This is a genomic window from Catenulispora sp. EB89, assembly GCF_041261445.1.
Taxonomy (GTDB): Bacteria; Actinomycetota; Actinomycetes; order Streptomycetales; family Catenulisporaceae; genus Catenulispora.
On record NZ_JBGCCU010000013.1, the window covers coordinates 180,727 to 203,720 of the forward strand.

Annotated in this window: 20 protein-coding genes; 4 read left to right on the top strand and 16 right to left on the bottom strand. The window is 70.6% G+C overall.

Features of this window, described 5'->3' with window-relative positions; translation table 11 throughout:
• The first annotated feature begins 130 nt into the window (after positions 1 to 130).
• A complete protein-coding gene (locus ABH920_RS26670; protein WP_370351860.1) occupies positions 131 to 1,339 on the top strand; it encodes an ROK family protein in 1,209 nt (402 codons plus the stop codon).
• Positions 1,340 to 2,062: 723 nt separating this feature from the next.
• Here the strand turns inward: ABH920_RS26670 and ABH920_RS26675 are convergent.
• From ABH920_RS26675 to ABH920_RS26700, 6 genes are all read right to left on the bottom strand, one after another.
• A complete protein-coding gene (locus tag ABH920_RS26675; protein WP_370351861.1) occupies positions 2,063 to 3,127 on the bottom strand; it encodes an ABC transporter ATP-binding protein in 1,065 nt (354 codons plus the stop codon).
• Positions 3,124 to 4,152 carry an ABC transporter ATP-binding protein gene (locus tag ABH920_RS26680; protein WP_370351862.1) on the bottom strand — a complete coding sequence of 343 codons (1,029 nt, stop codon included), beginning with the start codon at positions 4,150 to 4,152 and terminating at the stop codon, positions 3,124 to 3,126. Before ABH920_RS26680 ends, ABH920_RS26675 begins: the two co-directional genes overlap by 4 nt.
• On the bottom strand, positions 4,145 to 5,155 hold the full coding sequence (locus tag ABH920_RS26685; protein WP_370351863.1) for an ABC transporter permease: 1,011 nt from the start codon (positions 5,153 to 5,155) through the stop codon (positions 4,145 to 4,147). The genes ABH920_RS26680 and ABH920_RS26685 overlap by 8 nt, the downstream gene beginning before the upstream one ends.
• 7 nt (positions 5,156 to 5,162) lie before the next feature.
• The gene (locus tag ABH920_RS26690; protein WP_370351864.1) at positions 5,163 to 6,149 is read right to left on the bottom strand and encodes an ABC transporter permease; all 987 of its coding nucleotides are present in this window, start codon (positions 6,147 to 6,149) and stop codon (positions 5,163 to 5,165) included.
• 128 nt (positions 6,150 to 6,277) lie between these two features.
• A complete protein-coding gene (locus ABH920_RS26695) occupies positions 6,278 to 7,999 on the bottom strand; it encodes an ABC transporter substrate-binding protein (RefSeq protein WP_370351865.1) in 1,722 nt (573 codons plus the stop codon).
• A 163-nt stretch (positions 8,000 to 8,162) separates the two neighbouring features.
• The gene (locus ABH920_RS26700; RefSeq protein WP_370351866.1) at positions 8,163 to 9,128 is read right to left on the bottom strand and encodes an ROK family protein; all 966 of its coding nucleotides are present in this window, start codon (positions 9,126 to 9,128) and stop codon (positions 8,163 to 8,165) included.
• Positions 9,129 to 9,444: 316 nt separating this feature from the next.
• Between ABH920_RS26700 and ABH920_RS26705 the strand changes: the two genes are divergently transcribed.
• Positions 9,445 to 9,789 (top strand): hypothetical protein, encoded by a 345-nt coding sequence (locus ABH920_RS26705; RefSeq protein ID WP_370351867.1) that lies wholly within the window; start codon positions 9,445 to 9,447, stop codon positions 9,787 to 9,789.
• On the top strand, positions 9,789 to 10,865 hold the full coding sequence (locus ABH920_RS26710; protein ID WP_370351868.1) for a DUF6745 domain-containing protein: 1,077 nt from the start codon (positions 9,789 to 9,791) through the stop codon (positions 10,863 to 10,865). The genes ABH920_RS26705 and ABH920_RS26710 overlap by 1 nt, the downstream gene beginning before the upstream one ends.
• Here ABH920_RS26710 and ABH920_RS26715 read toward each other — a convergent pair.
• The 8 genes from ABH920_RS26715 to ABH920_RS26750 are packed head-to-tail and all read right to left on the bottom strand — an operon-like array spanning position 10,828 to position 18,794.
• Complete coding sequence (locus ABH920_RS26715; protein ID WP_370351869.1) at positions 10,828 to 11,754, bottom strand: STM4011 family radical SAM protein; 927 nt, start codon at positions 11,752 to 11,754, stop codon at positions 10,828 to 10,830. The genes ABH920_RS26710 and ABH920_RS26715 overlap by 38 nt on opposite strands.
• 7 nt (positions 11,755 to 11,761) lie before the next feature.
• Positions 11,762 to 13,063 carry an STM4012 family radical SAM protein gene (locus ABH920_RS26720; protein ID WP_370351870.1) on the bottom strand — a complete coding sequence of 434 codons (1,302 nt, stop codon included), beginning with the start codon at positions 13,061 to 13,063 and terminating at the stop codon, positions 11,762 to 11,764.
• A complete protein-coding gene (locus tag ABH920_RS26725; protein ID WP_370351871.1) occupies positions 13,063 to 13,872 on the bottom strand; it encodes an STM4013/SEN3800 family hydrolase in 810 nt (269 codons plus the stop codon). Before ABH920_RS26725 ends, ABH920_RS26720 begins: the two co-directional genes overlap by 1 nt.
• Before the next feature lie 8 nt (positions 13,873 to 13,880).
• Positions 13,881 to 15,035, bottom strand: coding sequence for an STM4014 family protein (locus ABH920_RS26730; RefSeq protein ID WP_370351872.1), 1,155 nt, complete (start codon positions 15,033 to 15,035; stop codon positions 13,881 to 13,883).
• Positions 15,032 to 16,003, bottom strand: a complete 972-nt coding sequence (locus ABH920_RS26735; protein WP_370351873.1) for an STM4015 family protein — start codon at positions 16,001 to 16,003, stop codon at positions 15,032 to 15,034. Before ABH920_RS26735 ends, ABH920_RS26730 begins: the two co-directional genes overlap by 4 nt.
• A gap of 2 nt (positions 16,004 to 16,005) precedes the next feature.
• Positions 16,006 to 16,983, bottom strand: coding sequence for an STM4015 family protein (locus ABH920_RS26740; protein ID WP_370351874.1), 978 nt, complete (start codon positions 16,981 to 16,983; stop codon positions 16,006 to 16,008).
• 2 nt (positions 16,984 to 16,985) lie between these two features.
• Entirely contained in the window at positions 16,986 to 17,885 is a 900-nt protein-coding gene (locus ABH920_RS26745) for an STM4015 family protein (protein ID WP_370351875.1), read from the bottom strand.
• A 6-nt stretch (positions 17,886 to 17,891) separates the two neighbouring features.
• Positions 17,892 to 18,794 carry an STM4015 family protein gene (locus ABH920_RS26750; RefSeq protein ID WP_370351976.1) on the bottom strand — a complete coding sequence of 301 codons (903 nt, stop codon included), beginning with the start codon at positions 18,792 to 18,794 and terminating at the stop codon, positions 17,892 to 17,894.
• Between the two features lie 396 nt (positions 18,795 to 19,190).
• Between ABH920_RS26750 and ABH920_RS26755 the strand changes: the two genes are divergently transcribed.
• Entirely contained in the window at positions 19,191 to 20,681 is a 1,491-nt protein-coding gene (locus ABH920_RS26755) for a methyltransferase (protein WP_370351876.1), read from the top strand.
• Positions 20,682 to 20,686: 5 nt separating this feature from the next.
• Here ABH920_RS26755 and ABH920_RS26760 read toward each other — a convergent pair whose 3' ends face one another.
• Positions 20,687 to 21,316: a response regulator gene (locus ABH920_RS26760; protein ID WP_370351877.1), complete on the bottom strand. Its 630-nt coding sequence runs from the start codon at positions 21,314 to 21,316 to the stop codon at positions 20,687 to 20,689.
• Positions 21,313 to 22,812, bottom strand: coding sequence for a sensor histidine kinase (locus ABH920_RS26765; protein ID WP_370351878.1), 1,500 nt, complete (start codon positions 22,810 to 22,812; stop codon positions 21,313 to 21,315). Before ABH920_RS26765 ends, ABH920_RS26760 begins: the two co-directional genes overlap by 4 nt.
• Between the last annotated feature and the right edge of the window lie 182 nt (positions 22,813 to 22,994).

Genomic DNA, 22,994 nt, shown 5'->3' on the forward strand with positions numbered 1-22,994 from the left:
GACCCGCAGCCCGACCCAACAGCCCGACCCAGCCTGACCCGACAGCCCGACCCAGCCCGTCCCACAGCCCGACCCGGAACCCGGTCCTCGCCCCCACCGAGGCGCGACGCGAAGAAGGAGCCCGCCAGACGTGGAGTCCGCCTGGAACCGCAGCGTTCTGCGCACGAACAACGAGCGGCTCCTGCTCGACCGCCTGCGCGCCGACGGCGCCACCTCCCGCGCGGAGCTGGCCCGGCTCACCGGGCTGTCCAAGCCCACGGTGTCCACCGCGCTGGGCCGGCTGGAGCACGGCGGCCTGGTCCGCGAGATCGGCAAGCAGGCGGTCGCCGGACGCGGGCGCTCGCCGGTCCTGTACGAGGCCGACCCGACCGCCGGCTACGCCATCGGGGTGGACGTCGGCCGCAGCTGGATCCGGGTCGGCCTGGCCGATCTGGACGGCACCGTGGTCGGCCGCAGCGACCGCCCGAACACCGCCGCCGACGCCGACGGCATCGTCGACGCGATCGTGGAGCAGGCCCGGCACGCCGCCGAGGAGGCCGGCGTCCAGTGGTCGCACGTGCTGCACGCCGTGGTCGGCAGCCCCGGCGTCATCGACACCGCGACCAACGAGCTCCGCTACGCGGTGAACCTGCCGGGCTGGGGCCGCCGCGAGGTGACCGACCGCCTCGCGGCCAGCCTGGGCACCGCCCTGGAGCTGCTGAACGACGCCAACCTCGCGGCGCTCGGCGAACACGCGGCGGGCGCCGGCCGCGACCGCCGCCTGTTCGTCTACCTCCACATCGGCACCGGCCTCGGCTCCGGCATCGTGGTGGACGGCAAGCTGTTCCCCGGCGCGCACGGAGCCGCCGGCGAGGTCGGCTACCTGCCCTACGGCCCCTACGACGAGGACCGCGCCCGCACCCGCGGCCTGCTGGAGGACGCCGCGGCCGCCGACTCGGTGGTCGCGATCGCCCGGGAACTCGGCATGGCCGACGTCGCCTCGGCGAAGGACGTGTTCCTGGCCGCCCGCGCCGGCAGCACGACTGCCCTGGAGGTCGTCCGCCGCGAGGCCGAACGCCTGGCGCACGCCGTCGCCTCGATCGCCGCGGTCATCGACCCGGAACTGGTCGTCCTCGGCGGCGGCATCGGCGACAGCGCCGACCTGCTGCTGGACCCGCTGCGCGAGACGCTGGGCAAGATGACGCCGCTGGTGCCCGAACTGGCCGCGTCGGTCCTCGGCGCGAACGCGGTGCTGGAGGGGGCGCTGGCCTCGGGCGTGCGAACGGTGCGGGGGCTGGTTTTCGAGGCGTGGCAGGGGGTTCAGGAAGTGGTGCCGGCGGCGGGGGTGGCGGAGGCTTAGGGGATCGGCGGCCGCCGCGGGTGGCTGGGGTGTCGTGGGTGTGGCGGGTGCGGTTTGTTGGTGGGTTTTTAAGAGCTTTTTACGGCTTCGCCTAAGGTTTGGTGACCTCGCAGGGGGACGCAGTTCGGTGGTGCGCCGCAGGTTGCGCCGGCGGCTGGCGGTTGTTCGTGTGCACGACCGCGCGCGGGTCCGAGTCACTGCGCATGCGTTGCGTAGGCGGCGATCGTCGGGCGTGGTGGGTGCCTGAAAGTCAAAAGCAGGCGCCTCCGGCGGGGGCACTCGAGACTCTGAGGGATCCCCAACCCCCCGCCTCGGCGGCGGTCCGAATGTTGGTCGCCGAGTCCCGGATCCCTCGTCGCTGACGTCGCCCTAAAGGGAACCATCCCGGCCTGGCGGGGTAAAGCCGCATCACACGCTGCTGTGGTCGAGTTTCGTCCGGCTTGACCCCGCCAGTCCGGGATGGTTGTGCAAGCACCGCCGACAGCGACGAGGGATCCGGGACAACCCCACCTGTGGGAAGGATTCCCGCATCTCGGGCGCGCCACGTCACCACCCGCAGGTGTGCGCAGTGTCTCGGACCCCCTCGCGGTCGTGCCCAGCACCACCGCCAGCCGCCAGCGCAACCAGAAAATCGCACCCCCCACACCAAAACCCCGGCCGCACAGCCTCTCCCCACAAGAGCCCGTACAGCCGGGGTCACCCCGCGACGGCGCGCCGGCCGGTCTACCCGGCGGCGACCCCCGCCGTCGCGCGCTGCGCCACGTGGCACGCGGCCTCGTGGTTCGGTGCGAGTTCCACCAGCGTCGGTGTCTTCTCGTGGCAGATGGGCTCCGCCAGCGGGCACCGGTCGCGGAAGCGGCAGCCGGGCTTGGGGTTGATCACCTTCGGCGGTTCGGCCTTCGCGGTCTCCATGTCCACCGACAGCGGCGCGCGGGGGTCCGGCACGGCCGACAGGAGCAGCTGCGTGTAGGGGTGCTTGGGCTCCTGGAGCAGCGACTCGGTCGGGCCGGCCTCCACGATGTGGCCGCCGTACATCACCATCACGCGGTCGCTGACGTAGCGGGCGCTGGCGATGTCGTGCGTGATGTACAGGAACGACACGCCCTCGGTCTCGCGCAGGTCCGCCATCACGTTCAGCAGCCCGATGCGGATCGAGACGTCCAGCATCGACACCGGCTCGTCGGCCAGGATCAGCTTCGGTCGGTAGGCCAGCGCCTGGGCGAAACCGATGCGCTGGCGCTGGCCGCCGGACAGCTCGTACGGGTACCGCTGCAGGATCTCCGCGGCCGGGTTCAGCCCGACCGCCTCGACCACGCGCTCGGCTTCGTCGTCGCGCTGCGACGCCGACAGGTCGGGCCGGTGCAGCTTCAGGCCGCGGGTGATGCCGTGGGAGACGCGGTAGGCCGGGTTCAGCGAGGCGAAGGGGTCCTGGAACACCATCGGCACGTCGCTGCGGTAGCCCAGCTGCGCCTTGCGGCCGTGCATCGAGCTCAGCGGCTTGCCCTCGAACAGGATCTCGCCGGAGGTCGGCTTGTAGACCTGCGCGAGCAGCCGCGCGATGGTCGACTTGCCGCTGCCGGACTCCCCGACCAGCGCCACGATCTCGCGCCGGTTGATGGTCAGGTTCACCTGGTCGACGGCGTGGAGGTTGTTGCGGGAGAAGCCGCCGCCGATCCGGAAGTGGCGCGTCAGGTCCACCGTCTGCAGCAGAGTGGTGGTCCCGCCCAGGTTCTTGCCCGAGTCCTTGCCCCAGTCCCCGCTCGGGTTCGCGCTGGTGTTCTCGCTCACGACTCGACCTCCACGCTCACGGCCGCCGGCTCGTGCAGCAGGCACCGTGCCTGCGCGGGCCCGACGGTGTACAGCTCCGGCTCGTCCACCTTGCAACGGTCCATCGCCACCGGGCAGCGCGGGTGGAACCGGCAGCCGGACGGCGGCTTCGCCAGGTTCGGCGGCGCGCCCGGGATGCCGGTCAGGCGCTTCTTCTCGCCGCGGATCGACGGGAACGCGTCCAGCAGCCCCTTGCTGTAGGGGTGCGCCGACTGGTCGAAGACCGCGCGGGTGTCGCCGAGCTCCACGACCTGCCCCGCGTACATCACCATCAGCCGGTCGGAGAAGTGGCTGACCAGCGACATGTCGTGGGTCACGAAGATCACCGCGAAGCCCAGCTGCTTCTGCAGCTCCTTGATCTGCGCCATCAGCGAGCGCTGCGCCACCACGTCCAGCGCGGAGGTCGGCTCGTCCATGACGATCAGGTCCGGCGTGAACAGCAGCGCCATCGCGATCATCGCGCGCTGCCGCATGCCGCCGGAGAGCTGGTGCGGGAACGACTTCAGGTGCACCGGGTCGATGCCGACCAGCTCCAGCACCTCGGCCGAGCGGACCCGGATCTGGGTGTCCGACCACTTGGCGTGCGCCTTGATCGCGTCCTTGAACTGCCGGCCGATGCTGTGCACCGGGTTCAGCGCGTTCATCGCGCTCTGCATCACGACCGAGAAGTCGCGCCAGCGCAGGGTGTTCAGCGACTTGGCGGTCATCGCGACCAGGTTCTCGCCCTTGAACCACACCTCTCCGCCGGCCACCGAGGCCGGCGGGTTGAGCAGTTGGGCGATGGCGAACAGCATCGTGGACTTCCCGCAGCCGGACTCGCCGACCACGCCCAGGAACTCGCCCTTGGCCAGGCTCAGACTCACGCCGGCCACGGCCTCGACCGGGCCGCTCGACGTGGCGTACTCCACCCTCAGGTCCGTGACCCGGAGCAGGGCGTCCCGGTCGGAATCCAGCACACTCATCTGTTCCAGCATCGGCTCACTCATTTCCAGCACCTCCGCCGAGGGTCGCGGGGGTCCGCGTGGGGCGACGCCGCGTCCCCAGCTTCTTGACCCGCTGCCTGCGCACGGGGCGCAGGGCCGGGTTGCTGATCTCGTCGAAGGCGTAGTTCATCAGGGCGAAGGCGACGCCGAGGACGGCGATGCCGATGGCCGGCAGGATGGCCCACCACGCGGTGCCCGACTCCAGCGCGGACTGTGAGTCGGCCCAGTAGAGCATCGTGCCCCAGCTGTCGGAGTTCGGGTCGCCCAGGCCCAGGAACTGCAGGCCGGCGGCGGCGAGCACCGAGTACAGGGCGGCGCCGAGGAAGTTGGCGATGATCAGCGAGATCATCGTCGGCAGCATCTCGAAGACGATGATGTAGGAGCGGCGCTCGCCGCGCACCCGTGCCGACTCCAGGAAGTCCCGGTTGCGCAGCGACAGGGCCTGGGCGCGCATCTGGTTGGCGCCGTAGGACCAGCCGGTGACGACCAGGACCGCGACCATGATCGTCAGGGTCGGCTTCCCGGCGTAGGCGGAGAGCACGATCACCAGCGGGAAGGTCGGGATGACCAGCACCACGTTGGTGATGAAGGAGATCACGTCGTCGGGGATGCCGCCGAGGTAGGCCGCGGACACGCCGACCAGCACCGAGACGATGGTCGCAAGACCGCCGGCCACGACCGCGATGATCAGGGGTTCGCGGGCGCCGTAGACGAACAGCGCCCAGATGTCCTGGCCGAGCGAGGTGGTGCCGAACCAGTGCGCGCCGGACGGCGTCAGCCGCGGCGTGAACCTGGCCGGCGCGGTCGGGTCGGACACCGAGGTGAACAGCGACGGGAAGACCGCCATCACCAGGAGCACGAAGAACATGCCGAAGCCGACGTTGGCCTTGCGGTTGCTCAGGAACGCGCGCCAGACGCTGGCGCGCGAACGGCGCCGGCCGGCGGTCGGCGGACCGACCGGGGCCTCGGGGCCGGCCGCGGAGTCCGCTGATGTCAGGGTCGTCATACGCTCCTCACCCCTTCGCCCGGGTACGCGGGTCCAGCCACACGGTGACCAGGTCGCAGATCAACAGGGCGCCGAGCACCGCCACCGTGAACAACATGAACAGGGTCTGCATCATCGGGTAGTCGATGCTCTGGACGGCGTTGTAGAGCTGGTAGCCCAGACCCGGGTAGTTGAAGATCTTCTCGACCAGGATCGCGCCGGTGAGCACGAAGCCGATCGACATCGCGAAGCCGGACAGGTTCGGCAGGAAAGCGTTGCGCGCGGCGTAGTTCAGCATCACCTTGCGGTCCGACAGGCCCTTGGCCCGGCCCATCCGGATGTAGTCCTCGGCCAGCGTGGTGATCATGTTGTTCCGCATGGTCAGCACCCAGCCGCCGATCGAGGTGATCAGCAGGGTCAGCGCGGGCAGCGCCGCGTACTTCAGGACGCTGCCGATGAAGCCGGGCGAGAAGCCCGGGACGATCGACGTGTCGTAGTTGCCGGAGGACGGCAGCCAGGTGTTGTCGACGGTCAGGAACAGGATCAGGAACAGCCCGACGACGAAGTACGGCAGCGCGCTGGTGACCACGAAGACCGAGGGCAGCACCGAGTCCACGACGCCGCCGCGGCGCCACGCGGCGATGGTGCCGACCAGCGAGCCGAGCAGGAACGCCAGCACCGTGGTGATGCCGACCAGGCCCAGCGTCCAGGGCAGCGCCTCACCGATCAGCTTCGACACCGGCGTGCCCAGCGAGCTGCCCAGGGACACGCCCCAGTTGCCGGTGACCATGTTGCCCAGGTAGTTGAAGTACTGCTGGACGATGTTCTCGTGCGGCTTGTAGCCGAACGAGGTCAGGATCTCCGTCAGCTGGGCGTCGGAGACCCGGCCCTTGGTCTGGGCTCGCAGGGTGTTGATGGGGCTGCCGGGCATGAAGTGCGGCAGGAAGAAGTTCAGCGTGAGGGCGGCCCAGAGGGTGAGAAGGAAGAACCCTACTCGGCGCAGAAGATATCTCAACCCTCTGTCCTTTCGTTGATTTGCTGTTTACGCGAGTTGCGGGGGCGGGAAGCTGCGGCGTCCGGGGGTACGGTTCCGGACGCCGCCTGCGGTCCCCGCTGAGCGCGGGGCGGTCTCGCGGTTAGCGGTTACTGGGCCGGCTTGTAGTACAGGTGCAGCAGCACCTGCTCGTTGTCCGGGTAGTTGTACGCCGCGGGCTGCGCGTACGGGTTGTCAGCGGTCGGCCAGCCACCGAAGTTCTTGGTGTTGTACTGGAACCAGTCCGCGGACTCGGTCACCGGGATGAACGGCAGGTCCTGGAGCACGTGCGTGGTCACCTGCTTGATCACCGAGACCTGCTGGTCCGCGGAGCTCGCGGTGGCGTACTGGTCGAGCAGGCTGTCGACCGCGCTGTTCTTGTAGCGCTCGAAGTTGCCCGCCGAGGCGCTCTGGCCGATCGGCGCGGTGTTGGCCGAGTGCAGCCACGCGCGCAGCTCGGTGTAGGGGGACGGGCCGGCGGACGGCTGGGAGCCGTAAGCCAGGTCGAAGTCGCCCTTGTAGAGCTTGTCGTAGTACGTCTGGTTGGTCAGCGAGCTCTCGGTGATGTTGATGCCCAGCGGCTTGAGCTCGTCCTTGATGATCGCGATCGAGGCGTCCCAGTCGGTGTAGCCCTGGATCGAGATGATCGTCAGGTTCAGCGGGTTGCTCGGGCTGTACCCGGCGGTGGCCAGAGCCTGCGCGGCCTTCGTCATGTCCGGCTTGTCGAACCCGGCCGCGGCGATGGCCGCGGCGTCGTTGTACTTGTCGAAGGTCGGCGTGACCACGCCGGTCTGGTTCCCGGGCGGCTGCTGGCCGTCCTCACCGATCGCCGAGACCTTGGCCTTGTCGATCGCGTAGGCGATGGCCTGGCGGACGCCCAGCTGGCTGGTGGCCTTGTGCGAGGGGTCCAGGTTCGGGATGACCGCCACGTTGAGCACCGGCGGGGACCAGGTGTGGTTGTCCGAGGACTTGCTCAGGTAGAAGGACTTGATGCCGGTGATGAACTGCGAGCCCCACTGCGCCTTGCCGCTGGCCAGGTCCTGGTTCGCCGGTCCGTTGTCCAGGTAGGCCGGGTACTCCAGCTTGGACACGTAGGGCTTGCCGGGCTGCCAGAAGTTCGGGTTGGCCGTGTACTCCATGTTGTTGGGGGTGCACTTGACCGTGTACGGGCCCGAGCCGATCGGGTTCGGGTCGGTCCAGGTGTCCGGGTGCGCCGCGGCGTCGCCGGTGGACCAGATGTGCTTGGGGATGATCCCGACCAGCGTGGCGAAGGTGTAGAAGTACACCTGCGCGTTCTGCTTGAAGGTCATCGAGACCTGGTTGCCGGTGGCGGTGACGTCGGTCAGGCCGGCCGCGGACCACAGCGAGTAGTTGTCCAGCGCCGGGGTCTGCTTCATCAGGTTGTACGTGTACGCCACGTCGTCGGCGGTCAGCGGCTGGCCGTCGCTCCACTTCACCCCGTCCCGGATGGTGAAGGTGATCTTCGTCTTGTCCGCGTTCCACTGGTAGCTGGACGCCAGCATGGGCGTCTCCTTGGCGTCCTGCAGGATGTTGGTGTAGATGAGCGGCTCGTAGATGAAGCCGAGGGATTCCAGGTTGAACGTCGAGTTGTACGGGTTGAACGAACACGGCCAGGTCTGGCCCTGCTCGTTGGAGATGGTGAGCGTCCCGCCCTGCTTGTAGGTCTGGGCCCCCGTGGACGAGCCGCCGGCGGAGGACGCCGTGGACGAGCCCCCGCTGGAGTCCGTGGTGTGCTTGGTGCTGGAGCACGCGGAGGCCGCCAGGCCTATGGAGACGGCGACCGCTAGCAGTGACGACTTGCTGCGCCTCATGCTGGGGTTCCTTTCCTGTCGCGGGATATGGCGCCCGTGGTTGGTTTCTCGGTGTGGTGCCTTGCTTTTGTCGGTTGTGGTGCGGTGGTGCCGGTGGTGCGTCGTGCGGTGGTGCCGGTGGAGCGAAGTCCCTGATCGTCACAGAGGGAGCAGACGGATGTCATCAGGGGGCTTTTGAGGTCGTGGAGGTTTCGGCCGCGAGGTCGGCGACGACCGGGACCGCCTCCCGGGCCGCGACCCGGGCCAGGGTCAGGGCGCCGGCCAGCGGCGCGTCGAACGGGAACGCGGCCTGCACCAGCTCCGGCGGGAAGGGCACCGCGGCGTCCAGCGCGCGGCGCAGCGGGGCGTACAGCACCGGCCAGGAGCGGACCATCCCGCCGCCGACCGCGATGCGCGCCGGGTCCACGGCGATGGCCAGGTTCACCAGGTGGAACGCCAGCTCCTCGGTGAACTCCCGGAGGATCTCGGCGGCCCGCGGGTCCTGGCTCGCCGCGGCGAACAGGTCCTTCGCGCCGGTGGCGTCCGGCTGGATCTCCCGGGCCCGGGCCAGCAGCGCGATGCCGCTCACCCGGTCCTCCAGGATCGAGCGCTGCCCGGCGGCCAGCCCGACGTCGGCGAGCGCGCGCAGGTTGTAGCCGATCTCCCCGGCGGCGCCGTTGCGCCCGGCGATGACCTGGCCCTTGGTGACGATGCCGACGGCCAGGCCGGTACCCAGGTTCAGGTACAGGCCGGGGTCGGCATCCCTCAGCGCGCCTTCGACGGCCTCGACGCGGGTGGCGGCCTTGACGTCGGTCTCGACCCGGATCTCGGAGGCCGGGAAGGCCGCCTGGATCTCCTTGGCCAGCGCCAGGTCGGCCCAGCCGGGGATGTTCGGCGCCAGGTCGACCCCGGACTCCCTGGGGATCCCGATCGTCGACACGCCGACCGCGAGCGGCTCACGCCCGGGCGCGACCCGTTCCAGCAGCGCCCGCGCGGCCCGCAGGCCCCGGCCGAGCGAGACCCGGCCGCCGTCGGCGGCGTGGGTCGGGACGGTGGACGCCCCGAGGCGGGGGCCGGGCGTGGGCTCGGCGACCGCCATCGCGGTCTTGGTGCCGCCGAAGTCGATTCCCAGCACAACGGGCGGAAGCAAGCGTCCTCCTCGACGGGGATGTTCATGCCTTGCGGGTGGGGCCTGGATGGTGCGGGGGTGAAGCGGGGGTGAAGCGCCGTGCGAGTTCGTCAGTAAAGTAAACTAAATATTGTCGCGACGGAAGGGGTCCGGGCGCCCGGGCGGGTAACCTTTCGGCAACGCCGTGATGGGCATGAGATGGGCGTCCGGTGATATTTCGGACGCCGCGCGGGGGCCTCACGGGGCCTGCCCGGCGCTCTCGCGAAGCCCTCCCCTGTCGGTACCTCCCTCTAGCGTGAAGCCCGTTGCCACTGGAGCCACGGGAGAAGGAGGGGCCGTGTACCGCCAAGGAGACGTGCTCATCGTGCCGGTCACGGAGAACGCCGTACCGGAGGACGTCCGCACCGCCGGACCGAAGCACCGCCGCCCGCGCGAGTCGATGGTCCTGGCGCTCGGGGAGAGCACCGGCCACGCGCACGCGCTGGTCGCCACCCGCGACGAGGGCGATTTCTACCCGGCCCCCAGCGAGAGCGAGCCGGCCTTCGTGTTCCTGCCGCTCGGCGGCAAGGTCGTGCACGAGGAGCACGGCACCATCCCGCTGCCCGAGGGCTGGTTCAAGGTGGTGCGCCAGCGGGAGTACGAGCCGCGCGCCCTGCGCTCGTTCCGGGTGGTGGCGGACTGATGCAGAGCCCTGCGACCACCGAGGCCCCGCGGCCCGACCTGACCGCCGACGCGATCGTCGCGGTCGCCGCCGCCACGCACGAGACCTGGCGCGCGATCGCCCTGTCCACCGAGAGCGTGGACCGAGAGGTCGCCGAGCAGACCGTTCGCAAGCTCTACGTCGACGCGCGGCCCGACGCCGCGCCGCCGGAGATCATCTGGTGCCGCTCGCCGCTGGAGGCCGCGCGGCTGGTCGTCGAGCAGGCCGACCGCCTCGGCGCCCCGGCGCGCGACCGGGTCAGGGACCTGATCTGGGCGCGGGGCCGGGCGCAGCTCGCCGAACGCCTCGGCCCGCGCGAGTTCGGCCGGGTCTGGCAGGCCGCCTGCGGCGAGCTCGCCCCGCTGATGAGCACCCTGATCACGCGCATCGCCGCCGGCGTCGAGGAGCACGTCGACGCCGAGAACACGGCGGAGCGCGCGGCCCTGCGCGTCGCCCTGACCCACGCGGTCCACGGCCCGTTCGACGCCGCCTGGCTCCCGCTCTACGAGGCCGCGGGCATGGCCGAGGACCTGGGCCGGATGGCCCGCTCGGCGGGCTGGTGGTGGCCGTTCGAGAACGCCGTCGTCCTCACCGAGCGCCCCCTGGCCCTGCGCCTGGACGACCAGGACCGCCTGCACCACGGCGACGGCCCGGCGCTGGCCTACTCCGACGGCTTCGCCCTGCACTCCTGGCGCGGCACCCCGCTGACCCCGGAGTTCGGGCAGCGCCTGGCCGCCACCACGCCGGAGTCGATCCGCGCGGAGGAGAACGCCGAGCTGCGCCGGATGATGGTCGAGCACTACACGCCCGAGCGCTTCCTGAAGGAGTCCGGCGCGACGCCGCTGCAGGAGGACGAAGCCGGCAAGCTCTGGCGCGTCGAGATGGGCTCCGACGAGGCCATCGTCATGGTCGAAGTGGTGAACTCCTCGCCGGAGCCGGACGGCACCTTCAACGTCTACTTCCTGCGTGTGCCGCCGGACACCCGTACCGCCAAGGCCGGCGTCGCCTGGACCTTCGGCCTCACCGAGGACGAGTACCAACCGCTCCGACAAACGTGACCGACGAGACACCGACACCGGCACCGGCACCGGCACCGGCGGGGATCCGGGACAGGACCCCGCCGGCGAACGTGTTGTAAAGACCGAGTTCCGGCATGTGCACATAGCCGATGTGGCAGTCGCACTGTGTCAGGGGACAGAGTCGCGGACCCAGAGCCTTGCGATACGAGTCGTCGTACAGGTTCCCGAGCCGCTCCGTGGGATCGGTCCGCGACACGAAGTGGCAGCGGTAGACCTCGCCGTCGCCGTTGACGGAGATGACCGACTCCCCCGCGCGGCACGCGTGCCCTTGCGAGGGATGCGGGAAGCGGGAGACGGGGAACAACGGGTCTATCTCGGCCCAGGGCTCGGCCTCATCATCGGTGTAGGTGTGGCCTTCGGCCGCGTTGACCCACAGATACACGTCCTCCGGCAGGTCAGCGCGCAGACGCCGAGCCGCCGCCAAGTGCTCCGGCAGACCGACGATCCCCACGCTGAACCGCACGCCGCCGGCCCGCAGCTCACGGCAGCGCGCGAGGAACCGCTCGTACGGGACCTGGTCCGGGTGGTACGTGCACCACAGCGCCAGCGACTCCGGATCGGCGTCGGCGGTCCACTCCGTCCGCGAGCTCAGATTGGTCTGGATCGCCACTTCGCCGACGTGCCCGAGACGGCTGAGCTCGACCAGGGCGTGCCGGTACCAGCTCCGCGTCAGCCCTTCGCCCCACGGCGTGAACAGGACGTTGATTCTGTCCTCGGTCTGCGCACCCGCCCACGCCACGAACCGCTCCAACGCCGCGCGGTCGGCGCGCAGCGTCTCCGGCGAATCGCGGCGCTTGGCGAAGGGGCAGTAGCCGCAGTCGTAGTCGCAGCTGGCCAGCGGGCCGCGATAGAGAATCGACAGTTCCATCAGGGCCCTACTTCAGCTCATAGGCGCGCATCGCCTCGCGCACCGGCTCGGAGAAGAACATCGGCCCGACGGAATCCGACCAGGCCAGGCCCTCGGCGCTGAGCCGCAGCCGACCGTCCGCCGCGGGCTCCAGGAAGCCGCGGGCAATCAGCAGCTCCAGCTCCGCGCCGAAATGCTCGTCCGCGTCGCCGCACGCCATGCCGTCGGCTTGGAGCAGTGACTGGATCAGGAACCTGCGAGCCCGCTCCTCCTCGTCGAGCCGGTAACCGACCTGCGCGCGGCTGAAGTCGGCGGCGGCGACGTACTCGTCGATGATCCCGCGCACCTCTGACGCCGACACCGCGTAGTCGAACGAGTAGTGCAGCGAACCGGTGTACGACCGGGCGCCACAGCCCAGCCCGATCATCCCGTCCGTCTGGCACGCGTAGTCCTCGCCGCCTTCGACGACCGGCGCGTCCAGGCGGCGGAACATCCGCATGGACACCTGCTCATAACCGCTCTCCAGCAGGAGGTCACGGCCACAGCGATAGAGATCCAACCGCTGCGCGTCCCACGTCGCGTCCGCACCCGCGTTCATCCGACCGAGGCCTGTCAGTGGCCTGACGTAGAGCGGGTAGAGGTAGATCTCCTCCGGCGTCCAGCGCAGCGCCGTCTGAAGCGAAGCCCGCCAGGATTCGCGCGTCTGGCCGTCGATGCCGTAGATCAGGTCGATGTTCAGGACCGGGATGTCCGCGGCTCGGACGGCGTCCAGGGCGGCGAAGACGTCGGCCGCCTTCTGCGGACGCACCGCCGAGCGGGCCTCGACGTCGTCGAAGCTCTGCACGCCGAGGCTGAGCCGCGTGGTCCCGCGCTCGGCGAGCACCGTCAGCCGGTCCGGGGTGGCGGTGGACGGCGAGGCCTCGACCGACAGCGGAACGGCCCCGAGGCCGACTCCCATCACCTTCTCGGCGATATCGAACAGCCGCGAGAGCTCGTCAGGGTTCAGATACGTCGGAGTGCCGCCGCCGATCGCCGCGTTGGCGAAGCGGGGCGCGGGACCGGATTCGTCCAGCGCCGCGCGGACCGCGATCGCCTGGCGTTCCAGGGCGTCCAGGTACGCCGTGGTCAGCGTTTCGGGCGCGCCGGTCCGGGTGAACAGGTTGCAGAAACCGCAGCGGACTTCGCAGAACGGGACGTGCGTATAAAAGGACAACGCGTCGCGCGCCTCGTCCCGCCAGACGTCGGACAGCAGCGGCCTCGGCGCGAGCGGCCGATACGCGGTCTTGTGCGGATAGGCGTACACGTACGACTCGTAGGGACGGTCCAGCATCAGCCCACATATCCCTTCGGCAGCACGAAATCGGCGTAGGGCACGGTCCAGACGACGTCGTGGCCGATGCGGTGCCCGACGTGGCCGTCCTCGCCGTAGGCGGTGCCGTGGTCGGAGCAGACGATGGTGAAGCAGGGGCGGCGTGCTGCCATCAGGGTGAACAGCCGGCCGATCCGCGTGTCTATGTAACGCAAAGCCGCTGCGTGCGAAGCTCGGGTGTCGCCGGATTCCCTGGTCGCTCCGTCGAGGTAGAACCAGTTCGGCTGGTGCAGCGCCGGGACGTTCACGAACAGGAACAGCGGCTGGTCGTCCGGCTGCGCCGCGACCACCCGCGCCGCGACCTCGACCTGGTTCCCGAACGAGTCCGGATCGGTCACGCCGGTCGCCGCCGACCAGTGCGCCTCGTCGAAGTAGCCCGGCAGCACCTGCCCGAGCCGGCTCTCCGGGTTGAAGAAGCCCACTCCGCCGACGCAGACCGTGCGGTACCCGGCCTTGCGCAGCCCGGCCACCAGATCCGGCTCGTCGAAGACCCAGGTGTCCGAAGCCGTGGTCTCGCTGCCGCCGAAGCGCGCGGCGAACAGGCGCGGATGGCGGCCCGGCGCTTCGGGCGTCGGGAGGAAGCCGGCGAAGAACGCGGAGTGCGCGGCGAAGGTGAACGAGCCCGGCGTGTGCCGTCGCTCCCAGCCTTGCGGGAGCACGCGCGCCAGGTTCGGCAGCCGGCCGGCGGCGAGTTCTTCGGCGGCGACGTCGTGGCGCAGGGTGTCGAGGGTGACGAACAGGAGGTCGTGGGTTCCGACGACGGCGTTCATGTTCAGGGTCATAGCGTTGTGCGGCCTATCAGTGAACGTACTTGGGCGCCGTACGTGCCGACGCCTTCCCCGGAGGTGCCCGGAAGTCCCATGAGGTTCGGCAGCAGGTCGCCGTAGGCGTTGACCTCGCCGATGAAGTCGAGCCCGTCGGCGCCCGGGAGCACGTCGATCCCGAGGCAGTGCACGCCGGGGAAGCAGGCCGCCGCCGACTCCGCGAGGTCGAGGATCGCCGGCCAGCGCTTCTCCCCGACCAGGGCCTGGAACGCCGCCAGGTCGCCGCGCCGGCCGCCGAGGTGCAGGTTGGTCATCGGGGAGGCGCTGGTGCGGACGACCGCGTGCGTGGCCCGGCCGCCGACGGTGACGACGCGCAGGTCACAGTCCCAGCCGCCGATGCTCACCTTGCGGACCCAGCGCTCGGCGTGCAGGCCGTCGGGGGCCAGGGCGGCGAGGACGTCGTCGATGTCCGCGTCCCGAAGGTAGGTGCGGACCTTCAGCGAGTTGTAGAGCTCGACACCGGTGGCGGTGCGCACCAGCTCGGCCGAGGTCACGGAGCGGCGCCTCGGACCGCGCACGGTCAGCGCCACGACGCCGGATGCCGAGGAACCGTGCCGGATCTTGATGAACGCCGACTCCGAACCGTCGGTCGCGGCGGCGGGTGGTACGGCGACGCCGGCGTCGGCCAGGAGGGTGTGTGTGGCCTGCTTGTCGAAGGCTGTCGCGACGCCCTGCGCGGTGAAGAGTCGCGCGGCGCCGGCGTCGTCGATACTGTGCTCCAGCTTCGCCAGGGCTGTAGTAAAACCCTGATACCACTCACGCGTGCCCTCGGCGCGGTACATGTCGACCGGTTGGTCAGAGCCGCGCAGCAACCGGGTCACCTCGGCGTCCTCGCCCGGGGAGTCGACGCGGACCAGCTCGCCGGGGCGGAAGGAGGCTTCGCCGCGCAGCACGTCGAGCCACGGCACGATGCGCGGCTCGGGCAAGCCCTCCGCGCGAACGGCTTCCGTGAAGAGCGTCACGCGGCGGTTGTCCGGATTGCCGACGACCGCGAAGCGCAACGGGAGCGCCGGGCTGTGCGGGCCGGCCACGCCGCCGGAGCCGCGCGAACCGTGCGAGACCGTCGGCGAACCCGACCCAAGCCTCGAACCCAGCCCCGACCCCGTCATTCCGCCACCGCGATATACCGATCGCGCCGGCCCGACCCCTGCGCGTCCGACAGGTCGACCTCCACCCCCGGCCACGCCCGCCCCACCCGCGTCCGCATCCCCGGCGAGATGTAGTGGTGGCTGAGGTCCAGCCGCCGCAGGTGCCCCAGCGGCTGTCCGGCGAGCAGCGCCGCCGCGCCCGCGTCGCCAAGCGTGCCGAGCGACAGATCCAGCGACTCCAGCTGCGCCACGACCGGCGCCCGCGCCACCGCGGCGGCGATGTCGTCCTGGATCAGCGCGTTCCGCAGACCCAGGTGCCGCAGGCGGGGGAAGCGGCCAGCTTCGAGCAGTGGGGCGAGGTCGTCGAGGGTCGCGTCGCCGCCGTAGAGCGGGTCGCCGAGGTAAATCTCCAGGTGCGTCAGCTCGGGGAGGTCGCATTCGGCCAGGGCGCGGATCGTGCTCCCGGGTAGACCGCCGGACTGGAGCACCAGAGTGCGCAGGCCCGAGTGCTTCAGCGGCGCGATCAGCGGATCGGGGCCTTCGGCCCGCGCCCGGCCCTCCGGCGTCCCGCGGACCCAGAGTTCGGCCAGGTTCGGGTACGCCTCCAGCACCGGGCCGAGGTCCGGCACGTAGATCCACGAGGGCTGGCTCTGCTCGTCGACCAGGTCGTTGACGAAGAGCGCCCGCAGCCCCGGCAGCCGGCCGGCGACCGCGACCAGGTCGTCGGCGACCGTGCAGTCGTCCTCGCCCCACTCCAGCCACTGGCCGGTGACCAGCGCCTCGACCCCGGTGCTCGGCACCCGGTCCAGGAACGCCGCGAGCAGTTCGGGGAAGTCCCGGTCGAAGTACTCGCCGTCCTTGTTGCAGTCCAGGCGCCAGGCCACGCCGCCGGGATCGGCGGCCGCGGCCGGCGTCGGCAGCGCGGGGTCGGCGGGGAAGTCGACGACCGGCCGGCCGGCGAACTCGGTCAGGTGGTGGTAGAAGGCCATGATCACTCCGCCACCGCTATGTAGCGGTGTCCTGTGTGGTCGGTCAGGGCATCGGAAAGGTCGACGTCGACCCCCGGCCACGCGGTCCGCAGCCGGTCTTGCATCGCCTCGGAGACGAAATGGTGGTGCAGGTCCAGCTTCTCGAGGTGCCCCAGCGGCTGACCGGCGAGCAGCGCCGCCGCGCCCTCGTCGCCCAACATGCCCAGGGACAGGTCCAGCGTCTTCAGCCGGGAGACGATCGGCGCGTGAGCCACCTCGGCCGCGATCGCGTCCTGGAACACCGAGTCCCGAAGGCCCAGATGCGTCAGATTCGGGAAGCGCCCGCCGCCGAGCAGCCATTCGACGTCCGCGGGAGTCGCGTCGCCGCCGTAGTTGGGCTCCCCGAAGTAGAACTCCAGGTGCTGCAACGCCGGGAAATCGCACTCGCCGACCGCACGCATCGCCGCCACCGGCAGGCCACCGGACTCGAAGACCAACCGGCGCAGAGAGCTGTGACTCAGCGGCTCGAAATGCGGCGCGAAGTCCCCGTGCGGCCGGCCCCGCACCCACAACTCCTCCAGCGCCGGATACGCGCGCAGGATCGGGGTGAGGTCGCGGTGATCGATGTACGCGGTGTCCGAACCGCCGTCGCCGCCTTCGAAGATGTCGCCGAGGAACAGCGAGCGCAGCGCCGGGAGCCGTCCGGCGCTCGCCGCCAGGATCTCGGCCACCGGGTAGTAGGCCTCCGCGTCGAGGTATTCGGCCCACATCCCGATGGTCAGCGCCGTCACCTTGGACGTGTCGGCCCGGGCCAGGAACCGCTCCCAGATCTCCTCGAAGGCGAACCAGTCCGAGTCCCAGTCCCCGAACTCGTCGTCGTAGTAGCAGTCGATCCGCCACGCCGACTTCGCCTCGTCCTGCGGCGCCGGCGCGTCCGGATGCGGTGCGAACGCAACGACCGGCAGCCCGCCGAACTCGTCCAGATACTCTACGAACGACATGCTCACGCTCCGATTCCCACGTACCTGCGGCCCGATTCGTCGACCGTCCGGCACCCGGACAGGTCGACGTCCACTCCCGGCCACGCCGCGCGCAGCCGATCTTGCACCGGCTCGGAGACGTAGTGGTGGTGCAGGTCCAGCACGCTGAGGTGCCCCAGCGGCCGACCGTTCAGCAACGCCACCGCGCCGTCGTCTCCGAGCGCGCCCAACGACAGGTCCAGCACCCGCAGCCCGGCCACCACCGGGGCGTGCGCGACGGCCGCCGCGATCTCGTCCTGGATCAGCGCGTTGCGCAGACCCAGATGGTCCAGTTTCGGGAAAGCCTCTCCGGCCAGGAGCCAGGCGAGGTCTTCCGGCTTCGTCCAGCCGCACCAGTCGGGGTGTCCCAGGTACAGCTCCAGGTGCCGCAGCTCCGGGAAGTCGCAGGCGCTGATCGCCCGGATCACGTCGGGATGGAGCCCGCCGGACTGGAGTACCAGCCGACGCAGGCTGGTGTGCCGCAGCGGCTCGAAGTACCGGGACGGCTTCTGCGCCAGGTCCGGCGTCCCGCGGACCCAGAGCTCTGCCAGCTGCGGGAACGCTTGCAGGACCGACGTGAGGTCGCCGTGCTCGATGTACACGATGTCTTCGGCGATGTCCTTGGCGTCGTCGCCGGCGATGCCGCCGAAGAACACCTTGCGCAGCGCCGGGAACCGGTCCGCCGCGGCGACGAGTGACCGGGCCGGGTGGTGGTCGTCGGCGAACGCGTCCTCGAAGGCTTCGTCACACCAGCGGCCGAAGACCAGCTCTGTCACCTGTGTCGTGTCGACTGTGTCGAGGAAGCGCCCGAAGGCCTCCTCGAACTCGAGCGGCGGCGCGCCGTCATCGTCGCCGCGGCGCTCGATCCGCCAAGCGGATCCCACGTCCGGCTACTCGGCCACGGAGACGAACCGGTGCTCCACCTCGTCGTCCCAGTCGTCCGGTTCCTGCGGATCCGACAGGTCCACCTCCACCCCGGGCAGCGCCTCGCGCAACCGCTCCTGCATCGGCTCGGAGATGAAGTGGTGGTGCAGGTCCAGCTTCTTCAGGTGGGTCAGCGGCTGCCCAGCCAGCAGCGCGGCCGCGCCCTCGTCGCCGAGGGCGCCCAGCGAGAGGTCCAGGACCTCCAGGCGGGCCACGATCGGGGCGTGCGCGACAGCAGCGGCGATCTCGTCGGCGTTCTCGGCGTTCCGCAGGCCGAGGTAGCGGAGCTCGGGAAAGCCGGTACCGGCCAGAAGGTCGTCGAGGTCGTGGGCCTCGGAGCCGCCGAAGTAGTTCTCGGTGCCGAGGTACAGCTCCAGGTCGGTCAGCCGCGGGAACTCCGAGCTGGCGACCGCGCGCACCACCTCAGGCGGCAGGCCGCCGCTCTGGAACGTCAGCTCCCTGAGTTCCGGGTAGGCACGCCGCTCCCACCCCAGGTTCTCGCTGCCCCGGACGCCGAACGTCGCCAGGTTCGGGAAGGCACGCAGCAGCGGCGTCAGGTCGGCCTGGTGGATCCAGGAGATCTCCCACTGCCAGGACTCGATGTCCCCGACGAACAGGTGCCGCAGGTTCGCAAACCGGTCGGCGGCGGCGATCAGCGGCGCGAACGCGTCAGCCGAGGTGAGCTCCATCTCGTCGCTGGTGACCCAGCTGCCGATGACGAACGCGCTGATCCCGGCGGTGTCGACGCCGCGCAGGAACGCGTCGAAGAGCTCGGTGTAGGCGATGCTGTCGAACCCGGCGACCGCGACACGCCACGCCGACGCCGCGGGCTCGGCCGGGATCTCAACCTCGCCCGGCCAGTCGGCCATCTCCTCGAAGCCCTCGCCGGGCACGGTCCGGACGGGCAGCCCGCCCCACCGCACCAGCGCGGCGCACTCGCTGTCGATCACGTGGACCCCTCCCGGTGGCTGGCTTCGATGCGAGCCTTTCTACCAGCCGCCGCCGACCGGATCGCGCGGCGCCACGCGAATTCGGCGTCCGGCAACCGGACGGACAGGTCGGGGCGAGCCAACCTGCCGAGCACGAACCGGCTCACCTTCTCCCCCTTCGCCGGCCGCCCCACGCCGAACCGCAGCCGCGCGTAAAACCCGTGTTGTGGCGCGTCCCCGCGTATCAAGGGCCTGCGTTGCCGAGACCCCGAACACTTCTGTCCCCGGTTGGCTTAATGAGATGCCGCGGCCCTCTCCGCCTGCGAGACTCGCGCCATGGGTGGTGAGTACTGGCGTGCCGAGCCCGACGGTCCCGCGCGCGAGCGCGTCGTGAGCCTCGACGTCCCGGGTCGCGAGCAGCCGATACCGCTGGTCAGCGCGGAGGGCGTGTTCGGCGCGCAGCGCGTCGACCGGGGCACGAGCGTCCTGATCCGCAACGCGCCGATCCCCGCGCCGTGCACCGGGGTCGTCGACCTGGGGTGCGGGTACGGCCCGATCGCCGTGTCGATGGGGATGCGCCAGCCCGACGCCGGGTTGTGGGCGGTGGACGTCAACCGGCGCGCGCTGGCCCTGACCGCGCGCAACGCCGCGTCGGCCGGCGCGCACAACGTCGTCGTCGCCGAGCCCGAGGCCGTGCCCGCCGCGCTCCGCTTCGACCGCATCTACTCGCACCCGCCGATCAAGATCGGCCGCTCGTCGATGCACGAGCTCCTCGACGGCTGGCTGCGGCGCCTGTCCCACGGCGGCGACGCCTACCTCGTCATCAAGCAGTCGATGGGCGCCGACGCCCTGCACTCGTGGCTCAACGACACCGGCTTCCCGGCCCGGCGTGCCGCGTCGAAGCAGGGATACCGGTTGCTGCACGTATCAGAGAACGACGCCATGCGGCAGCAGCCGGCGGGACTGACCTCTGACGACCTCCGCACGGTCAACCGCGCCACCGGCCGCGCCTGGAACGTGCTCGGCCGCCTCGTCGGCGGGCGCTCCGACAGCGTCCAGCTTCTCGGTTCCGGCGACGACCGTGCCGTGGTGAAGATCAAGCACGGCACGTGGTGGGGTCCGCAGCTCGCCGCGTTGGAATCCACAGTCGCCGCGCTGCGCGCCGCCGGTTATCCGACGCCGCCGGTCCTCGCCCATGGCGCGCTGGACGAGGAACGCCACTTCCTTGTGACCGGCTTCGAGGTCGGCTCCGATGCTGCTGGCCCGGACGCCGACGTCCTAGCCCAGGCGGTAGCGGCCATCGAGCTGCACGCCGACGTTCGGCCCCGCCCCGAACGGGACTGGTCGGCGATGATCACTCTGTTCCTCAACGGGGGAATCACAGAGCACGAATTCCATCCGAGCCTGTCCGGCCTCGCCGCCCAAGCCCTCGCGCTCGTGCCGCATCCGGTCCCGGCGCTGCCCAGCACGGAGTTCGTCCACGGCGACTTCACCATCGCCAACCTGCTCAGCCGGAACGGCGCGCTGTCGGCCGTCGTCGATCTGGAGGGGTTCGGCCGGGGTACCCGCACCATCGACCTGACGAGCCTGCTCGCGTCGGTGATCGGCACGGCGCCCGCGGCGGCGGTCGAAAGCCTGGCCCGTGCTGCGATCGCGGCGTCTGATGTGGCGACGTTCCGGACCTGCGTGGCACATCGTGTACTGGCGAGTCTGCTGGCCGTGGGCGTCGAAGGTGACGGCGGCGACGGTAGTGACGGCGGCGGCGTTGCGGCGCGTATCGCAGAGGTCTCAGAACGGGCTCGGCTTCTTCTCGCAGTCGCGGACTGACTCCCTCACCCCAACAATCGCTGCTCCTTCGCCACCGCTACAGCTCCAGCGCGCGTGTCCACCCCGAGCTTGTCGTAGATCCGGCCGAGGTGGGTCTTCACCGTGGCTTCGCTGATGAACAGCGTCTTCGCGATGTCGCGGTTGCCGAGCCCCTGCGCGAGCTGCGCGAGGATGTCCTTCTCCCGGTCGGTGAGCGACGGTCGCGGCGAGCGCATCCGCGCCAGCATGCGGCTGGCGACCGGCGGCGACAGCGCGGTGCGGCCTGCGGCGGCGGCTCGGATAGCAGCGTAGAGCTCGTCCGGCGGCTCGGCTTTCAGGAGGTAGCCGGTGGCGCCGGCTTCGACGGCACGCGTGATGTCGGCGTCGGTGTCGAAGGTGGTGAGGACCAGGATGCGGGGCGTATCAGGGGTCGGATTCGACGTGCGGATGCGGCGAGTGGCCTCCACGCCGTCGATGCCGTCGCCGAGTTGCAGGTCCATCAGCACGACGTCCGGACGCAGCGACGCCGCGGTGACCACCGCTTCCTCGCCGCCGGCCGCCTCGCCGACCACCTCGATGTCGTCCAGGCCGGCCAACAGCGCGCGCAGCCCGGCACGCACCACCGCGTGGTCGTCGCAGATGAGGACCCTGGTCATGGCTGTGGCTCCACGGGAAGTGCGACGGAGATGACGGTGCCCTGGCCGGGTGCTGATTCGACCGTCAACGTGCCGCCGAGCTGGGCGGTTCGGGCCCGCATCGCGGCCAGGCCGTGCCCACGACCGCTGTGCGTGGCGCGGTTGCTGGCACCGCTCGGCGAGTCACCGGCCCGATTAGTCGAGGGATCGAACCCCTTCCCGTCATCGGCGATGTCGAGCAACACCCGGTCCTCCATATAAGTAAGAGTGACCGCGGCCCGCTCAGCCCCCGCGTGCTCCGCCACGTTCGCCAACGCCCCCTGCGCGATCCGCACCAGCGTCGACTGCACGCGCTCTGGCAGCACGCGCGACGCCCCGTCCACCGCGAACACGGTCGGCGGCGACGGCTGCCGCTCGGCCACGGCCCGCAACGCGGCCTCCACCGTCACCCCGGCCAGATCCGACGGCGCCAGATCCTGCACCAGGCGCCGCGCCTCAGCGAGATTCCGCCCGCCGATGCGCGAGGCGGTTCGGACGTACTCCTGCGCCGCCCCGGGATCGACCGCCCACGTACGCTCGGCCGCCTGCAACAGCATCGCCTGACTCGACAGCCCCTGCGCGAGCGCATCGTGGATCTCCATCGACAGCCGCTGCCGCTCATCCAGCACCCCGGCCCGCCGCTGCGACTCGCGCAGCCGCACAGCCTGCCGCCGCATATGCGTGATGACCGCGGCACTGACCGCCGCAACGGCCACAGGAACCATGGTCAGCGTCGGATCAAAACCCGACGCCAGCCGATTCTGCGACACCACCACCAGCACCGTGACACCAGCCACCAACGCCAGCGCCGGCCACGTCGGCAACGTCCGCAACCCGGTGACGAACAGCGGCACCGCACACCACGCAAAACTCGGCGCGAGCAGCACGAGCACCGCCCACACCGCAGTCGCCGCACCAAGCCACACCAGGTGCGCCCGCGTCGGCCGCCCCACATCCGGCTCCCCGGTGATACCCACCACCAACCCGGCGCCATAGACCACCGCCAACGCCCCAGACAACGCGATGACCCACGGCGCCCGCAGCTCGCCACGATGGTGCTGCAGGAAGCGGACAGCCGACGCGACCAGGAGGAGGAAGAAGGCGGAATGCATGACGGCCGCGAGCCAACGGGCATCGCGGGCGGGGGTCGCGGCACGATTGCCAGCGCGGTCGGCGACGCGGGGCGGGTCGGCGGCCGTGTCGCGATCGGGGCCCACAGCACGATCAGTGGTGCGCTGCGAGTCGCCGACTTGGTGAGAGTCGGCGCTCCGGTACCAGGTGGTGTCGTGGTCGGAGCCGGCGTCGCGATGCGGGTCGAAGTCGGGCACTCGGCCGGCGGCTTGGCGACGGTCGGCGTTGCGGTGAGCGGCGGCATCGCGGTTATAGGTCGCGGCACGATCGGGGCCGCGGTGCGGGTCGGCGGCTGCATCCCGATCCGGGTCGGCACCGCGATCGGGCGCCGAGCGGTGCTGGCTCATCCCTGCGCTCCCTTCGCGTCGACCGGCTCTTGATCTCGTCATATCCATCCTGACCTGCCCCGATCATCCCGGCATCGACCGATCGGATGACAAGGTGGTCGGCCACCCGGCGCGCCAGGTCGAGCCGTCGTGTCGATCCGCGCTCCGGATCCCGGCAGCAAGATCGAAGGCAAGCAATCGAA

What these genes read in the sequence shown, in the direction of transcription:
- ABH920_RS26730 (WP_370351872.1), bottom strand. Translation starts at nt 15,035, where the DNA reads ATGACGGGGTCGGGGCTGGGTTCGAGGCTTGGGTCGGGTTCGCCGACG.
- ABH920_RS26695 (WP_370351865.1), bottom strand. Translation starts at nt 7,999, where the DNA reads ATGAGGCGCAGCAAGTCGTCACTGCTAGCGGTCGCCGTCTCCATAGGC.
- ABH920_RS26735 (WP_370351873.1), bottom strand. Translation starts at nt 16,003, where the DNA reads ATGGCCTTCTACCACCACCTGACCGAGTTCGCCGGCCGGCCGGTCGTC.
- ABH920_RS26740 (WP_370351874.1), bottom strand. Translation starts at nt 16,983, where the DNA reads ATGTCGTTCGTAGAGTATCTGGACGAGTTCGGCGGGCTGCCGGTCGTT.
- ABH920_RS26715 (WP_370351869.1), bottom strand. Translation starts at nt 11,754, where the DNA reads ATGGAACTGTCGATTCTCTATCGCGGCCCGCTGGCCAGCTGCGACTAC.
- ABH920_RS26720 (WP_370351870.1), bottom strand. Translation starts at nt 13,063, where the DNA reads ATGCTGGACCGTCCCTACGAGTCGTACGTGTACGCCTATCCGCACAAG.
- ABH920_RS26765 (WP_370351878.1), bottom strand. Translation starts at nt 22,812, where the DNA reads ATGAGCCAGCACCGCTCGGCGCCCGATCGCGGTGCCGACCCGGATCGG.
- ABH920_RS26710 (WP_370351868.1), top strand. Translation starts at nt 9,789, where the DNA reads ATGCAGAGCCCTGCGACCACCGAGGCCCCGCGGCCCGACCTGACCGCC.
- ABH920_RS26685 (WP_370351863.1), bottom strand. Translation starts at nt 5,155, where the DNA reads ATGACGACCCTGACATCAGCGGACTCCGCGGCCGGCCCCGAGGCCCCG.
- ABH920_RS26680 (WP_370351862.1), bottom strand. Translation starts at nt 4,152, where the DNA reads ATGAGTGAGCCGATGCTGGAACAGATGAGTGTGCTGGATTCCGACCGG.
- ABH920_RS26755 (WP_370351876.1), top strand. Translation starts at nt 19,191, where the DNA reads ATGGGTGGTGAGTACTGGCGTGCCGAGCCCGACGGTCCCGCGCGCGAG.
- ABH920_RS26750 (WP_370351976.1), bottom strand. Translation starts at nt 18,794, where the DNA reads ATGGCCGACTGGCCGGGCGAGGTTGAGATCCCGGCCGAGCCCGCGGCG.
- ABH920_RS26760 (WP_370351877.1), bottom strand. Translation starts at nt 21,316, where the DNA reads ATGACCAGGGTCCTCATCTGCGACGACCACGCGGTGGTGCGTGCCGGG.
- ABH920_RS26725 (WP_370351871.1), bottom strand. Translation starts at nt 13,872, where the DNA reads ATGAACGCCGTCGTCGGAACCCACGACCTCCTGTTCGTCACCCTCGAC.